The organism is Streptomyces pactum, assembly GCF_002005225.1.
Classification (GTDB): Bacteria; Actinomycetota; Actinomycetes; order Streptomycetales; family Streptomycetaceae; genus Streptomyces; species Streptomyces pactum_A.
Genome location: NZ_CP019724.1, coordinates 6,560,571 through 6,574,894, shown reverse-complemented (window position 1 = coordinate 6,574,894; position 14,324 = coordinate 6,560,571). Strand labels below are relative to the sequence as shown.

The following is a 14,324-nucleotide window of genomic DNA, read 5'->3' as shown; positions in this document are numbered from 1 at the left end:
CATCCCCGCATCGGCGGGGAGCAGGCATTCACCATCGCTGATCGACATGTGAGTCGCGCGCGTTTCTCGACTGAGCTACCCGAAGGAGTGATCATCGCGTGAGCACGCCCTATCCCTTCACCGCCCTGGTCGGACAGGACGACCTCCGCCTGGCCCTGCTCCTGAACGCGGTGAGCCCGGCCGTCGGCGGTGTGCTGGTGCGCGGCGAGAAGGGCACCGCCAAGTCCACGGCGGTGCGTGCGCTGTCGGCGCTGTTGCCGGAGGTGGACGTCGTCTCCGGGTGCCGGTTCTCCTGCGCCCCGGACGCACCCGACCCCGGCTGCCCGGACGGCCCGCACGAGCCGGGGGCCTTCGCCTCCCGCCCCGCGCGGATGGTGGAGCTGCCCGTCGGTGCCTCCGAGGACCGGCTGGTCGGCGCGCTCGACATCGAGCGGGCACTCGCGGAGGGCGTGAAGGCCTTCGAGCCGGGCCTGCTGGCCGACGCGCACCGCGGGATCCTGTACGTCGACGAGGTCAACCTGCTCCACGACCACCTGGTCGACCTGCTGCTGGACGCCGCCGCGATGGGCGCCTCCTACGTCGAGCGCGAGGGTGTGTCGGTGCGGCACGCCTCGAAGTTCCTGCTGGTCGGGACCATGAACCCGGAGGAGGGCGAGCTGCGTCCGCAGCTCCTGGACCGCTTCGGGCTGACCGTGGAGGTCGCCGCCTCGCGCGAACCCGACCAACGTGTGGAGGTCGTACGGCGCCGGTTGGCGTACGACGACGACCCGGCCGGTTTCGCCGCGCGCTGGGCCGACGAGGAGGCCGCCGTACGGGCGCGGATCGTGGCGGCGCGGCAGTTGTTGCCGTCTGTGTCGCTGGGCGAGGGGGCGTTGCGGCAGATCGCTGCCACATGCAGCGCCTTCGAGGTGGACGGCATGCGGGCCGACATCGTGATGGCGCGGACCGCGACCGCGCTGGCGGCGTGGGCCGGGCGGACGGACGTACTGGCGGAGGACGTGCGGCAGGCGGCGCTGCTGGCGCTGCCGCACCGGCGGCGGCGCAACCCGTTCGACGCGCCGGGGCTGGACGAGGACAAGCTCGACGAGACGCTGGAGGAGTTCGGCGGGCAGGACGGGGACGGCGGCGGGGACGACGATCCGGACCCGGGTCCCGACGGTCCCGGTGGCCCCGGTGGCCCCGGTGGGCAGCCGGAACCCGACGACGCCCCGCAGGGCGACGGGGACGCCGCCGCGCGCCCCGAGGCCGGGGAGGGCGGGGAGCCCCAGCCCACCGGCGGTGCCGGTGAGCAGTCCCCCGCACGGGCGGCCGAGCCGTTCCGCACCAAGGTGCTGAGCGTGCCCGGGCTCGGCGAGGGCGCCGCCGGGCGGCGTTCGCGGGCGCGGACCGAGCACGGGCGGACCACCGGCGCCCGCCGGCCCCGGGGAGCGCTGACCAAGCTGCACCTGGCGGCGACGGTACGGGCGGCGGCGCCGCACCAGCGGGCGCGGGGCCGCTCGGGGCCCGGTCTGGTGGTCCGCCGGGACGACCTGCGGCAGGCGACCCGCGAGGGGCGTGAGGGCAACCTCGTGCTGTTCGTCGTGGACGCCTCCGGGTCGATGGCGGCGCGGCAGCGGATGAGCGCCGTGAAGGGTGCCGTGCTGTCGCTGCTGCTGGACGCCTACCAGCGGCGGGACAAGGTGGGGCTGGTGACCTTCCGGGGTTCGGCCGCCGAGGTCGCGCTGCCGCCGACCTCGTCGGTGGACGCGGCGGCGGTCCGGCTGGAGTCGCTGCCGACGGGCGGGCGGACGCCGCTGGCGGCCGGGCTGCTGAAGGCGCACGAGGTGCTGCGGGTGGAGCGGCTGCGGGACCCGGCGCGGCGGGCGCTGGTCGTGGTGGTGACGGACGGGCGGGCCACCGGGGGCCCCGAGCCGGTGGCGCTCGCGGGGCGTGCGGCGCGGCTGTTCGCGGCCGAGGGCACCGCGTCCGTGGTCGTGGACTGCGAGTCGGGACCGGTGCGACTGGGGCTGGCCGGGCAGCTCGCCGGTGAGCTGGGCGGTACGGCGGTGACGCTGGACGAGCTGCGGGCTGACTCGATCGCCGGTCTGGTGAAGGACGTTCAGGGCAGCAGGAGGGCCGCGTAATGCCGCAGGGCAAGCCGAGTGTCGTACCGGACGACGGACTGACGACGCGTCAGCGACGCAACCGGCCGCTGGTCGTGGTGCACACGGGCATCGGCAAGGGCAAGTCCACCGCCGCCTTCGGGCTGGCGCTGCGGGCCTGGAACCAGGGCTGGCCGATCGGGGTGTTCCAGTTCGTCAAGTCGGCCAAGTGGAAGGTCGGCGAGGAGAACGCGCTGCGGGTGCTGGGCGCCAGCGGCGAGGGCGGGTCCGTCGACTGGCACAAGATGGGCGAGGGCTGGTCCTGGGTCCAGCGCGACGCGCAGATGGACAACGAGGAGAAGGCCCGGGAGGGCTGGGAGCAGGTCAAGCGGGACCTCGCCGCCGAGACGTACAGGCTCTACGTGCTGGACGAGTTCGCCTACCCGATGCACTGGGGATGGGTCGACACCGACGAGGTCGTGTCCGTGCTGCGGGACCGGCCCGGGACCCAGCACGTCGTGATCACCGGGCGGAACGCTCCGGAGAAGCTGGTGGACCTCGCCGACCTGGTGACCGACATGTCCAAGGTCAAGCACCCGATGGACGCGGGGCAGAAGGGGCAGAGGGGAATCGAGTGGTGACCTCCTCCGTCCCCCGGCTGGTCATCGCCGCGCCCTCCTCGGGCAGCGGCAAGACCACCGTCGCCACGGGGCTGATGGCCGCGCTCGCCGCGCGCGGACTCGCCGTGTCGCCGCACAAGGTCGGGCCGGACTACATCGACCCCGGGTACCACGCGCTCGCCACCGGGCGGGTGGGGCGGAACCTGGACGCCTACCTGTGCGGGGCGGAGCTGGTGGCTCCGCTGTTCCTGCACGGGGCGCGCGGATGTGACATCGCGGTCGTCGAGGGCGTGATGGGGCTGTACGACGGGGCCGCCGGGGAAGGTGAGCTGGCGTCCACCGCGCAGGTCGCGAAGCTGCTGCGGGCGCCGGTGGTGCTGGTCGTGGACGCCTCGTCGCAGTCGCGGTCGGTGGCGGCGCTGGTGCACGGGTTCGCGTCCTGGGACCCTCAGGTGCGGGTCGGGGGCGTGATTCTCAACAAGGTGGGGTCGGATCGGCACGAGGCGCTGTTGCGGGAGGCGCTGGAGTCGGCCGGGGTGCCGGTGCTGGGGGTGTTGCGGCGGGCCGCTCAGGTCGAGACGCCGTCGCGGCATCTGGGGCTGGTGCCGGTCGCCGAGCGGGGCGCGCAGGCGGTGGAGGCCGTCGCGGCGATGGCCGCGCAGGTCTCCGGCGGGTGTGATCTGGAGGCGTTGGCCGGGCTGGCGCGGGCTGCCGGGCCGTTGCCGGGTGGCTTGGCCCCCTGGACCCCCGAGCCCCTGCCCGCCGACCGCCCGACCCGGTCGGTCGAGAAGTCGCCGCCGCGCGTCGCCGTCGCCGGTGGGGCCGCGTTCACGTTCTCCTACGCCGAGCACTCCGAGCTGCTCGCCGCCGCCGGGGCAGAGGTCGTCACCTTCGATCCGTTGCGGGACGAGGAGCTGCCGGAAGGCACTCGGGGGCTCGTCGTCGGGGGCGGGTTCCCCGAGGTGTACGCCTGCGAGCTGTCCGCCAACGAGCCGCTGCGCAAGGCGGTCTCCGAGCTGGCCCTCGGCGGGGCGCCCGTCGCCGCCGAGTGTGCCGGGCTGCTGTATCTGTGCCGGGAGCTGGACGGGTTGCCCATGTGCGGGGTGCTGGACGCCTCCGCGCGGATGTCGGAGCGGCTGACGCTGGGCTACCGGGACGCCGTGGCCGTGTCCGACAGTGCGCTGGCCGTCGCGGGGACGCGGATGCGGGGGCACGAGTTCCACCGGACGGCCGTGGAGCCGGGGTCCGGGGCGGCGCCGGCGTGGGGGATGCGGGCGCCCGAGCGGCGCGTCGAGGGATTTGTGGAGCGCGGTGTGCACGCGAGCTATCTGCACACGCACTGGGCGTCCGAGCCCGGTGTCGCCCGTCGGTTCGTGGAGAGGTGCCGGACGTCATGAGCAGCAGGCTGACCGGGGTGGGGGTCGGGCCCGGAGACCCCGAGCTGGTGACGGTCAAGGGGGTCAACGCGCTGCGGGCCGCCGAGGTCGTCGTCGTGCCCGTCATGGACACGGGCGAGCGCGGGCGGGCCGAGGCGACCGTGCTGCACTACGTGGGCGCCGAGAAGGTCGTACGGGTCGTGTTCGCGTTGAACGAGCGCACCGACCGGGTCCGGCGCGAGGCGGCCTGGGACGCGGCCGGGGAGCGGGTGGCCGGGCTGCTGAGGGACCACGGCCACGTCGCCTTCGCCACCATCGGCGATCCCAACGTGTACTCGACCTTCACCTATCTCGCGCAGACCGTCGGCGAACTCGTGCCGGGCACCGCCGTGGAGACCGTGCCGGGCATCACCGCCATGCAGGACCTCGCGGCGCGGTCGGGCGCCGTGCTGACCGAGGGCACCGAGCCGCTGACGCTGGTGCCGGTCACCGCGGGGGCCGCCGTGCTCAAGGACGCGCTGAACGGGCCGGGCACGGTCGTCGCCTACAAGTTCGGCCGGCAGGCGGCCGAGGTCGCCGAGGCGCTGCGGGAGACCGGGCGGCTGGGCGACGCCGTGTGGGGGTCGGCGCTGGGGCTACCGGAGGAGTCCGTGCGGGCGGCGGCGGAGCTGGACGGTGCGCCGCTGCCCTATCTGTCGACGCTCATCGCGCCCGCGCGGCGCGAGGGCGGGCGGGGCGGCAAGTTGTGAGCGGGGGTGCCTCATTCGGCGACGCCCACCACCAGCCAGATGAACGCCGCGCCGGCGACCGTGCACAGCAGGGTCGAGCGGGCGGGGTGCTCGTGGTGGGCCTCGGGGAGGATCTCGGCGGCGGCGAGGTAGAGCAGTACGCCGCCGAACAGGCCGAGATACGCGCCGAGTACGCCCTCCGCGATGGTGAAGAACAGGGTGGACGCGGCCCCGGCCACGGGAGCCAGGGCATCGGCGACCAGCATCGCGATCGCGCGGCGGCGGGCGTTCCCGTACAGGCTGGTGAGCGTGTAGGTGTTGAAGCCGTCCGCGAAGTCGTGGGCGATCACGGCCATCGCGACCGCCACGCCCATGCCGCCGCCGACCTGGAAGGCCGCGCCGATCGCCACGCCGTCCATCGCGCTGTGCCCCACCATCGCGGCGGCGGCCGTCAGGCCCACCTGGGGCGAACGCTGTCCGTGCTCGTCGGCGCCGTGCGCGGCGCGACGGGCGGCCAGCAGCCGCTCCACCATGTGCGCGAGCAGGAATCCGGCGACGAAGAGCAGCAGTGCCTCGGGCACGCCGAACACCTCGTCGCCCGCCGCTTCCAGCGCCTCCGGCAGCAGGTCGAGGCCGACCACGCCCAGCATCAGGCCGCCGGCCAGGCCCAGGACCAGGTGGCGCCGGTCGGTCACGCGCTGTGCCGTCCAGCCGCCGGCCAGCGTCATCAGGAACGCGCCGAGCGCGACGAAGACCGCCATGCGCCCTTGCTATCCGATCCGAGCGCGCATCCGTGCGCACGACAGCGACAACCGCAGTAAATATGCGTAGGAGAGGACCGATTTCCATGGCTTCCGAGGCCCCCGTGGCTCCCGAGGTTTCCGTGGCTTCCGAGGCTTCAGCGGCCGAGGGCCCCGCCGGCAGGGTGACCTTCGTCGGTGCCGGGCCCGGCGCGGCCGACCTGCTGACCTTCCGCGCGGCGCGTGCCATCGGCGAGGCCGACGTCGTGATCTGGGCGGCGAGCCTGGTCCAGGCGGAGGTCCTCCAGCACGCCCGCGAGGACGCGGAGGTCCTGGACTCGGCGACGATGTCGCTGGAGGAAGTCGTCGCCGTCTACCGGCGGGCCCGCCAGGAGGGGCTGCGGGTGGCCCGCATCCACTCCGGCGACCCGGCCCTGTGGGGCGGTACGCAGGAGCAGGTGGACCGGTGCGCGGAGATCGGCATCGCGACCGAGATCGTGCCGGGCGTCTCCGCCTTCTCCGCGGTCGCCGCGCTCGCGCGGCGGGAGCTGACCATCCCGGAGGTCGCGCAGTCCGTCGTGCTGACCCGGCTCGGCGGCGGCAAGACGCCGATGCCGCCCGGGGAGGAGGTCCGCGAGTTCGCGAAGCACGGCACCACCATGGCGATCTTCCTGTCGGCGGCCCGCAGCGGCCAACTGGTGCGGGAGCTGCTGGAGGGCGGCTACCCGACCGAGACGCCGGTCGTCGTCGCCTACCAGGCCACCTGGCCGGAGGAGCTGGTCGTGAGGTGCACGATCGCCACGCTGGAGGAGACGGTCAAGGAGCACAAGCTCTGGAAGCACACCCTCTTCCTGGTCGGCCCGGCCCTCGACGCGCACGGCACCCGTTCGCACCTGTACCACCCGGGGCACTTCCACGGCTATCGCAAGGCCGACCCGAAGGCGCGCCGGGAGCTGCGCACGCGGGGTGCGAGCACGTGATCACGGTGGTGGGCATGGGGGCCGGGACGCCGCCTGCCGAGGACGTCGCCGCCGGTGCCGAGCTGGTCGTCGGCGGACGGCGCCACCTGGACGCCGTACGGCTGCCCCGGGGGGCCGAGCGGATCGTCCTCGGGGCGTTGGCGCCCGCCCTCGACACGGTCGCGGAGTACGTCGCCGAGCAGCGGCGGGTGGTCGTACTGGCCTCCGGTGACCCGGGGTTCTTCGGGATCGTGCGGGTGCTGGCCGAGCGGTTCGGGCCTCGGCGGCTCGACGTCCGGCCCGGCGTCTCCTCCGTCGCCGCCGCCTTCGCGCGGGCCGGGCTGCCGTGGGACGACGCCGTGGTGGCCAGCGCGCACGGGCGGGACCTGCGGACCGCGGTGAACCTGTGCCGGGCGCACCCGAAGGTCGCCGTGCTGACGGGGCCCGGGGCGGGGCCGGCGGAACTGGGGGCCGCGCTGGGGGACGGGCCGAGGGTCCTCGTCGTCGCGTCCGCGCTGGGCTCCGCCGAGGAGCGCGTGGAGCGGGTCACGCCCGCCGAGGCCGCCGTCCGGGACTGGGGGGCGGCGGTGAGCGTGGTGCTGTGCCTGGACGAGGCGCGGGCGCTGGGGCCGGTGCGGACGATCGCCGGACCGCGTCCCGGGCGGGCGGGGCGTGCCCTCTCCGCCGGGCCGGCCGGACATGACCCGCGTGGCGAGCCGGCCCGGTCGGCCACGGCGAGCGGACCCGACGGACGGGCCGGACGCCGCGAGCCGGACGAGTGGGCCGGATGGGCGCTGGACGAGGCCGAGTTCACGCACCGCGACTCGATGATCACGAAGTTCGAGGTGCGGGCGCTGGCGCTGGCCCGGCTCGGGCCCCGCCCCGGTGACCTGGTGTGGGACGTCGGGGCGGGCTCCGGGTCCGTGGCCGTGGAGTGCGCGCGGCTGGGCGCCGCCGTCACCGCCGTCGAGAAGACGCCGGACGGTGTCGAGCGCGTCCGCGCCAACGCCGCCGCGCACGGCGTCGACGTGCGGGTGGTGCAGGGGGCGGCGCCCACGGCGCTGTCCGACCTGGGCGAGGACCCCGACGCCGTGTTCGTCGGCGGTGGCGGGCGCGAACTGCCCGCGATCGTCGCGGGGTGCGCGCGCCGGGCGCGGCGCACCGTGGTCGTCGCCATGGCCGCGCTGGACCGGGTGCCGGCGGCCCGTCAGGCGCTGCTCGACGCCGGGCTGGAGTGCGACGGGGTGCTGCTGCAGTCGTCCCGGCTCGCGCCGCTGCCGGGAGACGTGACCCGGCTCGCGGCCACCAATCCCGTCTTCCTGCTGTGGGGCGTGAGGCCGCACAGCCGTACCGAAGGAGTTGCCCCTTGATCGGCCTCATTTCCGCCACCGCGGCGGGAGCGGCCGCGCGGGACCGGCTGGCCACGGCGTGGCCCGACCGCACGCGCGTGTACGAGGGTCCCGTCGCGGACGCCGTGCGGACCGCGTTCGCCGAGTGCGAGCAGCTCGTCTGCTTCCTCGCCACGGGGGCCGTGGTACGGCTCGTCGCGCCGCTGCTGGACGACAAGCGGACCGATCCCGGTGTGGTCTGCGTCGACGAGGGCGGGCGGTTCGCCGTGTCGCTGGTCGGCGGCCACGGGGGCGGCGCCAACGACCTCGCCCTCGCGGTCGGTGGGGTGCTGGGAGCCGAGCCGGTGGTGACGACGGCGACGGACGCCGTGGGCCTGGCCGGCCTGGACACGCTCGGGCTGCCCGTGGAGGGCGATGTCGCCGGGGTCTCGCGGGCCCTGCTGGACGGCGAGCCGGTGGCGCTGCGGGCGGAGGTGAGCTGGCCGCTGCCGCCGCTGCCCGTCACCGGGGAAGGGGCGTACACGGTACGGCTGACCGACCGCCTGGTGGAGCCGGCCGAACGTGAGGCCGTGCTGCGTCCGCCGTCCCTGGTCGTCGGCGTCGGCGCCTCCAGGGGCGCGCCGCTCGACGAGGTGCTCGGGCTGGTGGAGGGGGCCCTGCGGGACGCCGGGCTGTCCGCCGCGTCGGTCGCCGAGCTGGCCACCGTGGACGCCAAGGCCGAGGAGCCCGGCATCGTCGGGGCGGCCGAGCGGCTCGGCGTGCCCCTCGTGACGTACTCCGCCGGGGAGCTGGCGGACGTCGCGGTGCCCAACCCCTCGGACGCCCCGCTCGCGGCCGTGGGCACCCCGTCGGTCGCGGAGGCGGCGGCGCTCGTGCGCGGCGGTGAACTCCTCGTGCCCAAGCGCAAGTCGGCGGCGCGTCCCGCGATGGCGACGTGTGCCGTCGTGCGGCGGCCGGGGCGCGGGCGGCTCGCGGTGGTCGGGCTCGGGCCGGGCGCCCGGGACCTGGTCACGCCGCGCGCGCGGGCGGAGCTGCGGCGGGCCTCGGTGCTGGTCGGTCTCGACCAGTACGTCGACCAGATCCGCGACCTGCTGCGGCCGGGCACACGGGTCCTGGAGTCGGGGCTCGGCGCGGAGGAGGAGCGCGCGCGGACCGCGGTCGAGGAGGCCCGGCGCGGACACGCCGTCGCGCTCATCGGCAGCGGGGACGCGGGGGTGTACGCGATGGCCTCCCCCGCGCTGGCGGAGGCGTCCGACGACATCGACGTGGTCGGCGTGCCCGGGGTGACGGCGGCCCTGGCGGCCGGCGCGATCCTGGGGGCACCGCTCGGCCACGACCACGTGTCGATCAGCCTGTCCGACCTGCACACGCCGTGGGAGGTCATCGAGCGCCGGGTGCGGGCGGCGGCCGAGGCGGACATCGTCGTGACGTTCTACAACCCGCGCAGCCAAGGCCGCGACTGGCAGTTGCCCAAGGCGCTGGCGATCCTCGCGGAGCACCGGGAGCCGGCGACGCCGGTCGGGGTCGTACGCAACGCGTCGCGGGCCGACGAGTCCAGCCGCCTGACCACGCTCGCCGCTCTCGACCCGGCGACGGTCGACATGATGACGGTCGTGACGGTGGGCAACACCGCGACCCGTCAAATCGCCGGGCGCATGGTGACGCCGCGCGGCTACCGCTGGCAGGAGGAGCCGAAGTGAGCCGTGTCGTGCACCCCATCGAGCAGGAGTCCTTCCGGCGGCTGCGCGCCCGGCTGGACACCTCGCGCTTCCCGCCGCTGACCCGGGCGGTGGTGGAGCGGGTCATCCACTCCGCCGCCGACCTGGAGTACGCGTCCGACCTCGTCATGGACGAGGACGAGCTGGCGGCGGCGCATGCCGCGCTGCACGCCGGGGCGCCGGTCGTCGTGGACGTGGAGATGGTCGCGGCCGGGATCACCCGGCGGCCGACCGTCTGCCGGCTGAAGGACGCCGTCGCCGGTCCCGGGCTGACGCGTTCGGCGCACGCCGTGCGGCTCGCCTACGAGCAGGTCGGGCCCGGTGCGCTCTGGGTGATCGGCTGTGCGCCGACCGCCCTGGAGGAGCTGCTCACCCTGGACGCCTCCCCCGCGCTCGTCGTCGGGCTGCCCGTCGGCTTCGTCGGGGCGGCCGAGTCCAAGGCCGCGCTGCGGGAGAGCGGGCTGCCCGCCGTGAGCAACGTGTCCGAGAAGGGCGGGTCGGCGGTGGCCGCGGCCGCGCTGAACGCCCTGCTGTACCACCACCCCGAGAACCACGCCGTGCCCGAGAACCACGCCGTGCCCGAGAACCACGCCGTGCCCGAGAACCACGCCGTGCCCGAGAACCACGCCGTGTACGAGGACGACGCCGTGTCCGAGAACGCCGTGTCCCAGAAACCCGAGGAGAACCTGTGACGACCCCGCCCGCCCTGCTCATCGCCGGACACGGCACCCGGGACGAGGCCGGAGCCGAGGCCTTCCGCGACTTCGTGCGCGAACTGGGCCGCCGCCACCCCGCACTGCCCGTCGCGGGCGGCTTCATCGAGCTGTCCCCGCCGCCGCTGGGCGAGGCGGTCGCCGAACTGGTCGAGCGCGGTGTGCGCCGGTTCGCCGCGGTGCCGCTGATGCTGGTGTCCGCCGGGCACGCCAAGGGCGACATCCCGGCGGCGCTGTCCCGCGAGAAGGAGCGGCACCCCGGCATCACGTACACCTACGGGCGCCCGCTCGGCCCGCACCCGGCACTGCTGCGGGTGCTGGAGCGGCGGCTGGCGGAGGCGGTCGACCCGTCCTGGGACCCCTCCGAGGTGACCGTGCTGCTGGTCGGGCGCGGGTCGACGGACCCGGACGCCAACGCCGAGGTGTTCAAGGCGGCGCGGCTGCTGTGGGAGGGGCGCGGTTACGCGGCCGTGGAGACGGCGTTCGTGTCGCTGGCGAAGCCGGACGTGCCGGGCGGCCTGGACCGGTGCGTGCGGCTGGGGGCGCGGCGGGTGGTGGTCCTGCCGTACTTCCTGTTCACCGGCATCCTCCCGGACCGCGTCCGGCACCAGACCGAGGAGTGGGCGGCGGCGCATCCGGAGACCGGGGTGCGGTCGGCGGACGTCATCGGGCCCGAGCCGGAGCTGCTCGACCTGGTGTGGGAGCGGTACGAGGAGGCCGTCAAGGGCGATCTCCGGATGAACTGCGACTCGTGCGTGTACCGGATCGCGCTGCCCGGCTTCGAGGACAAGGTGGGGCTGCCGCAGCAGCCGCACTTCCACCCCGACGACGACGGCGATCACCACCACGGGCACCATCACGGGCATGGACACGCACACTCCCATGCACACTGAGGCCGGGGGGCACGGCCCCGACCTGCGGCATCACGGGGACGCCGAGGTCCGCGACGACGGCTCGGCGCTGGTGGACCTCGCGGTGAACGTCCGAGCGGACACGCCCCCGGCCTGGTTGCGCGAGCACGTCGCCGCCTCGCTCGGCTCCCTCGCGGCCTACCCGGACGGGCGGGCCGCGCGGGCGGCGGTGGCGGCGCGGCACGGCCTGCCGGTGGAGCGGGTGCTGCTGACGGCGGGCGCGGCGGAGGCGTTCGTGCTGCTGGCGCGGGCGCTGAAGGTGTGCCGGCCGGTCGTGGTGCACCCGCAGTTCACCGAGCCGGAGGCGGCGCTGCGGGACGCGGGGCACCCGGTCGACCGGGTGCTGCTGCGGGAGGCGGACGGCTTCCGGCTGGACCCGGCGGCCGTCCCGGAGGACGCCGACCTGGTGGTGCTCGGCAACCCGACGAACCCCACCTCGGTGCTGCACCCGGCGGCCGCGCTCACGGAACTGGCGCGCCCCGGGCGCACGCTGGTCGTGGACGAGGCCTTCATGGACGCGGTACCGGGCGAGCGGGAGGCGCTGGCCGGGCGGACGGACGTACCGGGGCTGGTCGTCCTGCGCAGCCTCACCAAGACGTGGGGGCTGGCCGGGCTGCGCGTCGGTTACGTGCTGGCGGCCCCGGAGACGATCGCGGAACTGGAGCGCGCCCAGCCGCTGTGGCCCGTGTCCACGCCCGCGCTGGCGGCCGCCGAGGCGTGCGTGGCGCCGCGGGCGCTGGCGGAGGCCGCCCACGCGGCCCACCGCATCGCCGCGGACCGGGCCCATCTCGTCGCCGGACTGGCGCGGTTCGCCGGCGCCGGACTGCGCGTCGCCGGCCCCGCCGAGGGCCCCTTCGTCCTCGTCCGCCTGCCGCACGCCGCCGCCGTACGCCACCGGCTGCGCGACCTCGGGTACGCGGTACGGCGCGGGGACACGTTCCCGGGTCTGGGCGAGGAGTGGCTGCGGCTGGCGGTACGGGACCGGGCGACGACGGACGGCTTCCTGCGGGCGCTGGGGCGGGCGGCGGCGGGAACGGTCTGAGGCTCACGGTCCGACGGGGGGCCGGGCACCGCCGGGTCGGTCCCGATCGCTTGAGCCCTCCGGTGTCTTCGCCACTCGGTCCCGCGTGTGCCCGCCCGGCCCGGCCCGCGCCCGCGCCGGCCCCACCCGTCCGGGCCACCCGCCCGGCCCGCTCGTCAGCCGTGCCCGCGGCCCGGGAGGAGGGGAGACGGTCGGCGGGGAACCCCGCGGCCGCGGCCGCCACCGGGGACAGCGCGGTCGCGGCCGCCCCGGGCCGACGGCCGACCGCACTTCCCGCGGCCGGCCGCCCTCGTTCCCCCGGTCGGCGCCCCCCCCTCGCTCCCCCGATCCGGTTTCCGCCCGTCCTTTCGCATGTCACGGCGCGGGTGCTCCCCGGCGGCCCCCCTGTCGGTCAACCGACGACCCGCCCGTTCAGCACCACCCGGCGCGGAGCGGCGAGCGCGCGCACGTCCGCGCGCGGGTCCGCGTCGAACACCACGAGGTCCGCCGGTGCGCCCTCGTCCAGGCCGGGACGTCCGAGCCACCGCCGGGCGGCCCAGGTGGTCGCGGCGAGGGCCTCGACGGGCGGGATGCCTGCGGTGACCAGCTCCGCGACCTCCGCCGCCGCCAGGCCGTGGGCCAGGGAGCCGCCCGCGTCGGTGCCGACGAAGACCGGGACGCCGGCGTCGTAGGCGTCGCGCACGGTGTCGTAGCGGCGTTCGTGGAGCCGGCGCATATGGGCCGACCAGCGCGGGAACCTGGACTCGCCGCCGTCGGCGAGCGCCGGGAAGGTGGCGATGTTGACGAGGGTGGGCACGATGGCGACGCCCCGCTCGGCGAAGAGCGGGATGGTGTCGTCCGTCAGGCCCGTGGCGTGTTCGACGCAGTCGATGCCGGCCTCGACCAGGTCGCGCAGGGAGTCCTCGGCGAAGCAGTGCGCGGTGACGCGGGCGCCCAGCCGGTGGGCCTCCGCGATCGCCGCCTCGACGGCGCCGCGCGGCCAGCACGCGGACAGGTCGCCGAGGTCGCGGTCGATCCAGTCGCCGACCAGCTTCACCCACCCGTCCCCGCGCCGGGCCTCCTGGGCGACGTAGGCGACGAGGTCCTCGGGCTCGACCTCCCAGGCGTAGTTGCGGATGTAGCGCCGGGTGCGGGCGATGTGCCGGCCGGCCCGGATGATCTTCGGGAGGTCCTCGCGGTCGTCGATCCAGCGGGTGTCGGAGGGGGAGCCCGCGTCGCGGATGAGGAGGGTGCCCGCCTCGCGGTCGGTCAGCGCCTGCTTCTCGGCGACGTCCTCGGGGACGGCCCCGTGCTGGTCGAGGCCGACGTGGCAGTGCGCGTCGACCAGGCCGGGCAGGGCCCAGCCCTCGACGGTGCGGACGTCGGCGGCCCCGGCGGGGCGGTCGTACGAGATCCGGCCGTCGATCACCCACAGCTCGTCGCGGACGTCCTCGTCCCGCGGCCCGACGAGCACCCGACCCTTCACGTGCAGCACCGTGCGATCGCTCATGCCCGCACCTTAGACCGGGCACCGGGAGGGTTCGAAGGCCCGGTCTACCGGGCCTCCTTCCGTGCTGCCGCGCGGGCGCGGGACTCGGTCGCGTACCCGGCCGCGACGGCGCCCGCCGCGGCGGTCAGGGCGAGGACGGCGACGCCGGGGTTGACGTAGCCGGGGACGTTGTCGGAGTCGTATCCGTCGCCGTCGGCGGTCTCGCAGCGGAAGCGGAGGGGCAGGTAGGAGGCCGAGTAGTCGACGATCCGGGCGGACAGCTCCGGGTGCTCACTCGTGCGGCAGGGCCGCAACGGCGCCGATCCCGTGCCGCCGTCCTCCGCCTCCATGACCGCGAACGCCACACACAGCGCGCCCCAGGCGTACAGCACGGCGGCGGCCGCACCGGCGCACCCCGCCAGTACGCGGAACCCCCCACCGGGGCGGGCGGGCGCGGGAGCGGCGTCCTCGGGGGCGGTGCGGGCGTACGTCCCGGCGCGGCGGCCGAGGACGACGGCGGTCACGACCGCCACGAGGACGAGCAGCAGAAGAGCGAACACGGGTCCGAGTCCACCAGCCCGACGATCATCACCGCTGTGGCGGAAGCCACAATTCCGGG

Annotated in this window: 12 protein-coding genes and 1 pseudogene; 10 read left to right on the top strand and 3 right to left on the bottom strand. The window is 75.7% G+C overall.

Features of this window, described 5'->3' with window-relative positions; genetic code table 11:
- Positions 1–98: 98 nt before the first annotated feature.
- From B1H29_RS28205 to cobI, 4 genes are read left to right on the top strand one after another with little or no spacing between them, the layout of a single operon-like run.
- Positions 99–2,123, top strand: coding sequence for a putative cobaltochelatase (locus B1H29_RS28205; RefSeq protein ID WP_055416261.1), 2,025 nt, complete (start codon positions 99–101; stop codon positions 2,121–2,123).
- Positions 2,123–2,722, top strand: coding sequence for a cob(I)yrinic acid a,c-diamide adenosyltransferase (gene cobO, locus B1H29_RS28200; protein WP_055416262.1), 600 nt, complete (start codon positions 2,123–2,125; stop codon positions 2,720–2,722). Before B1H29_RS28205 ends, cobO begins: the two co-directional genes overlap by 1 nt.
- Entirely contained in the window at positions 2,719–4,098 is a 1,380-nt protein-coding gene (locus B1H29_RS28195) for a cobyrinate a,c-diamide synthase (protein WP_055417667.1), read from the top strand. The genes cobO and B1H29_RS28195 overlap by 4 nt, the downstream gene beginning before the upstream one ends.
- Positions 4,095–4,826 carry a precorrin-2 C(20)-methyltransferase gene (gene cobI / locus B1H29_RS28190; protein ID WP_055417668.1) on the top strand — a complete coding sequence of 244 codons (732 nt, stop codon included), beginning with the start codon at positions 4,095–4,097 and terminating at the stop codon, positions 4,824–4,826. Before B1H29_RS28195 ends, cobI begins: the two co-directional genes overlap by 4 nt.
- 11 nt (positions 4,827–4,837) lie before the next feature.
- Here the strand turns inward: cobI and B1H29_RS28185 are convergent, their stop codons facing one another.
- Positions 4,838–5,566, bottom strand: a complete 729-nt coding sequence (locus B1H29_RS28185; RefSeq protein ID WP_055416263.1) for a ZIP family metal transporter — start codon at positions 5,564–5,566, stop codon at positions 4,838–4,840.
- 86 nt (positions 5,567–5,652) lie between these two features.
- Here B1H29_RS28185 and cobM point away from each other — a divergent pair, with 86 nt between their 5' ends.
- The 6 genes and pseudogenes from cobM to cobC all read left to right on the top strand — a co-directional run bounded on the left by cobM (position 5,653) and on the right by cobC (position 12,237).
- On the top strand, positions 5,653–6,525 hold the full coding sequence (cobM, locus tag B1H29_RS28180; RefSeq protein ID WP_234392936.1) for a precorrin-4 C(11)-methyltransferase: 873 nt from the start codon (positions 5,653–5,655) through the stop codon (positions 6,523–6,525).
- Positions 6,522–7,874 carry a bifunctional cobalt-precorrin-7 (C(5))-methyltransferase/cobalt-precorrin-6B (C(15))-methyltransferase gene (locus tag B1H29_RS28175; RefSeq protein WP_055416264.1) on the top strand — a complete coding sequence of 451 codons (1,353 nt, stop codon included), beginning with the start codon at positions 6,522–6,524 and terminating at the stop codon, positions 7,872–7,874. Before cobM ends, B1H29_RS28175 begins: the two co-directional genes overlap by 4 nt.
- Positions 7,871–9,553: a precorrin-3B C(17)-methyltransferase gene (cobJ, locus tag B1H29_RS28170; protein ID WP_055416265.1), complete on the top strand. Its 1,683-nt coding sequence runs from the start codon at positions 7,871–7,873 to the stop codon at positions 9,551–9,553. The genes B1H29_RS28175 and cobJ overlap by 4 nt, the downstream gene beginning before the upstream one ends.
- Positions 9,550–10,110, top strand: a pseudogene (locus tag B1H29_RS28165) (precorrin-8X methylmutase); the annotation flags it as partial. The gene cobJ and the pseudogene B1H29_RS28165, both read left to right, overlap by 4 nt.
- 149 nt (positions 10,111–10,259) lie before the next feature.
- Positions 10,260–11,177, top strand: a complete 918-nt coding sequence (locus B1H29_RS28160; protein ID WP_055416266.1) for a sirohydrochlorin chelatase — start codon at positions 10,260–10,262, stop codon at positions 11,175–11,177.
- Complete coding sequence (gene cobC / locus B1H29_RS28155; protein WP_234392938.1) at positions 11,149–12,237, top strand: Rv2231c family pyridoxal phosphate-dependent protein CobC; 1,089 nt, start codon at positions 11,149–11,151, stop codon at positions 12,235–12,237. The genes B1H29_RS28160 and cobC overlap by 29 nt, the downstream gene beginning before the upstream one ends.
- A 391-nt stretch (positions 12,238–12,628) precedes the next feature.
- Here cobC and B1H29_RS28150 read toward each other — a convergent pair whose 3' ends face one another.
- Complete coding sequence (locus tag B1H29_RS28150) at positions 12,629–13,726, bottom strand: amidohydrolase family protein (RefSeq protein WP_055416268.1); 1,098 nt, start codon at positions 13,724–13,726, stop codon at positions 12,629–12,631.
- Between the two features lie 44 nt (positions 13,727–13,770).
- The gene (locus B1H29_RS28145) at positions 13,771–14,265 is read right to left on the bottom strand and encodes a hypothetical protein (protein ID WP_055416269.1); all 495 of its coding nucleotides are present in this window, start codon (positions 14,263–14,265) and stop codon (positions 13,771–13,773) included.
- Positions 14,266–14,324 lie beyond the last annotated feature (59 nt).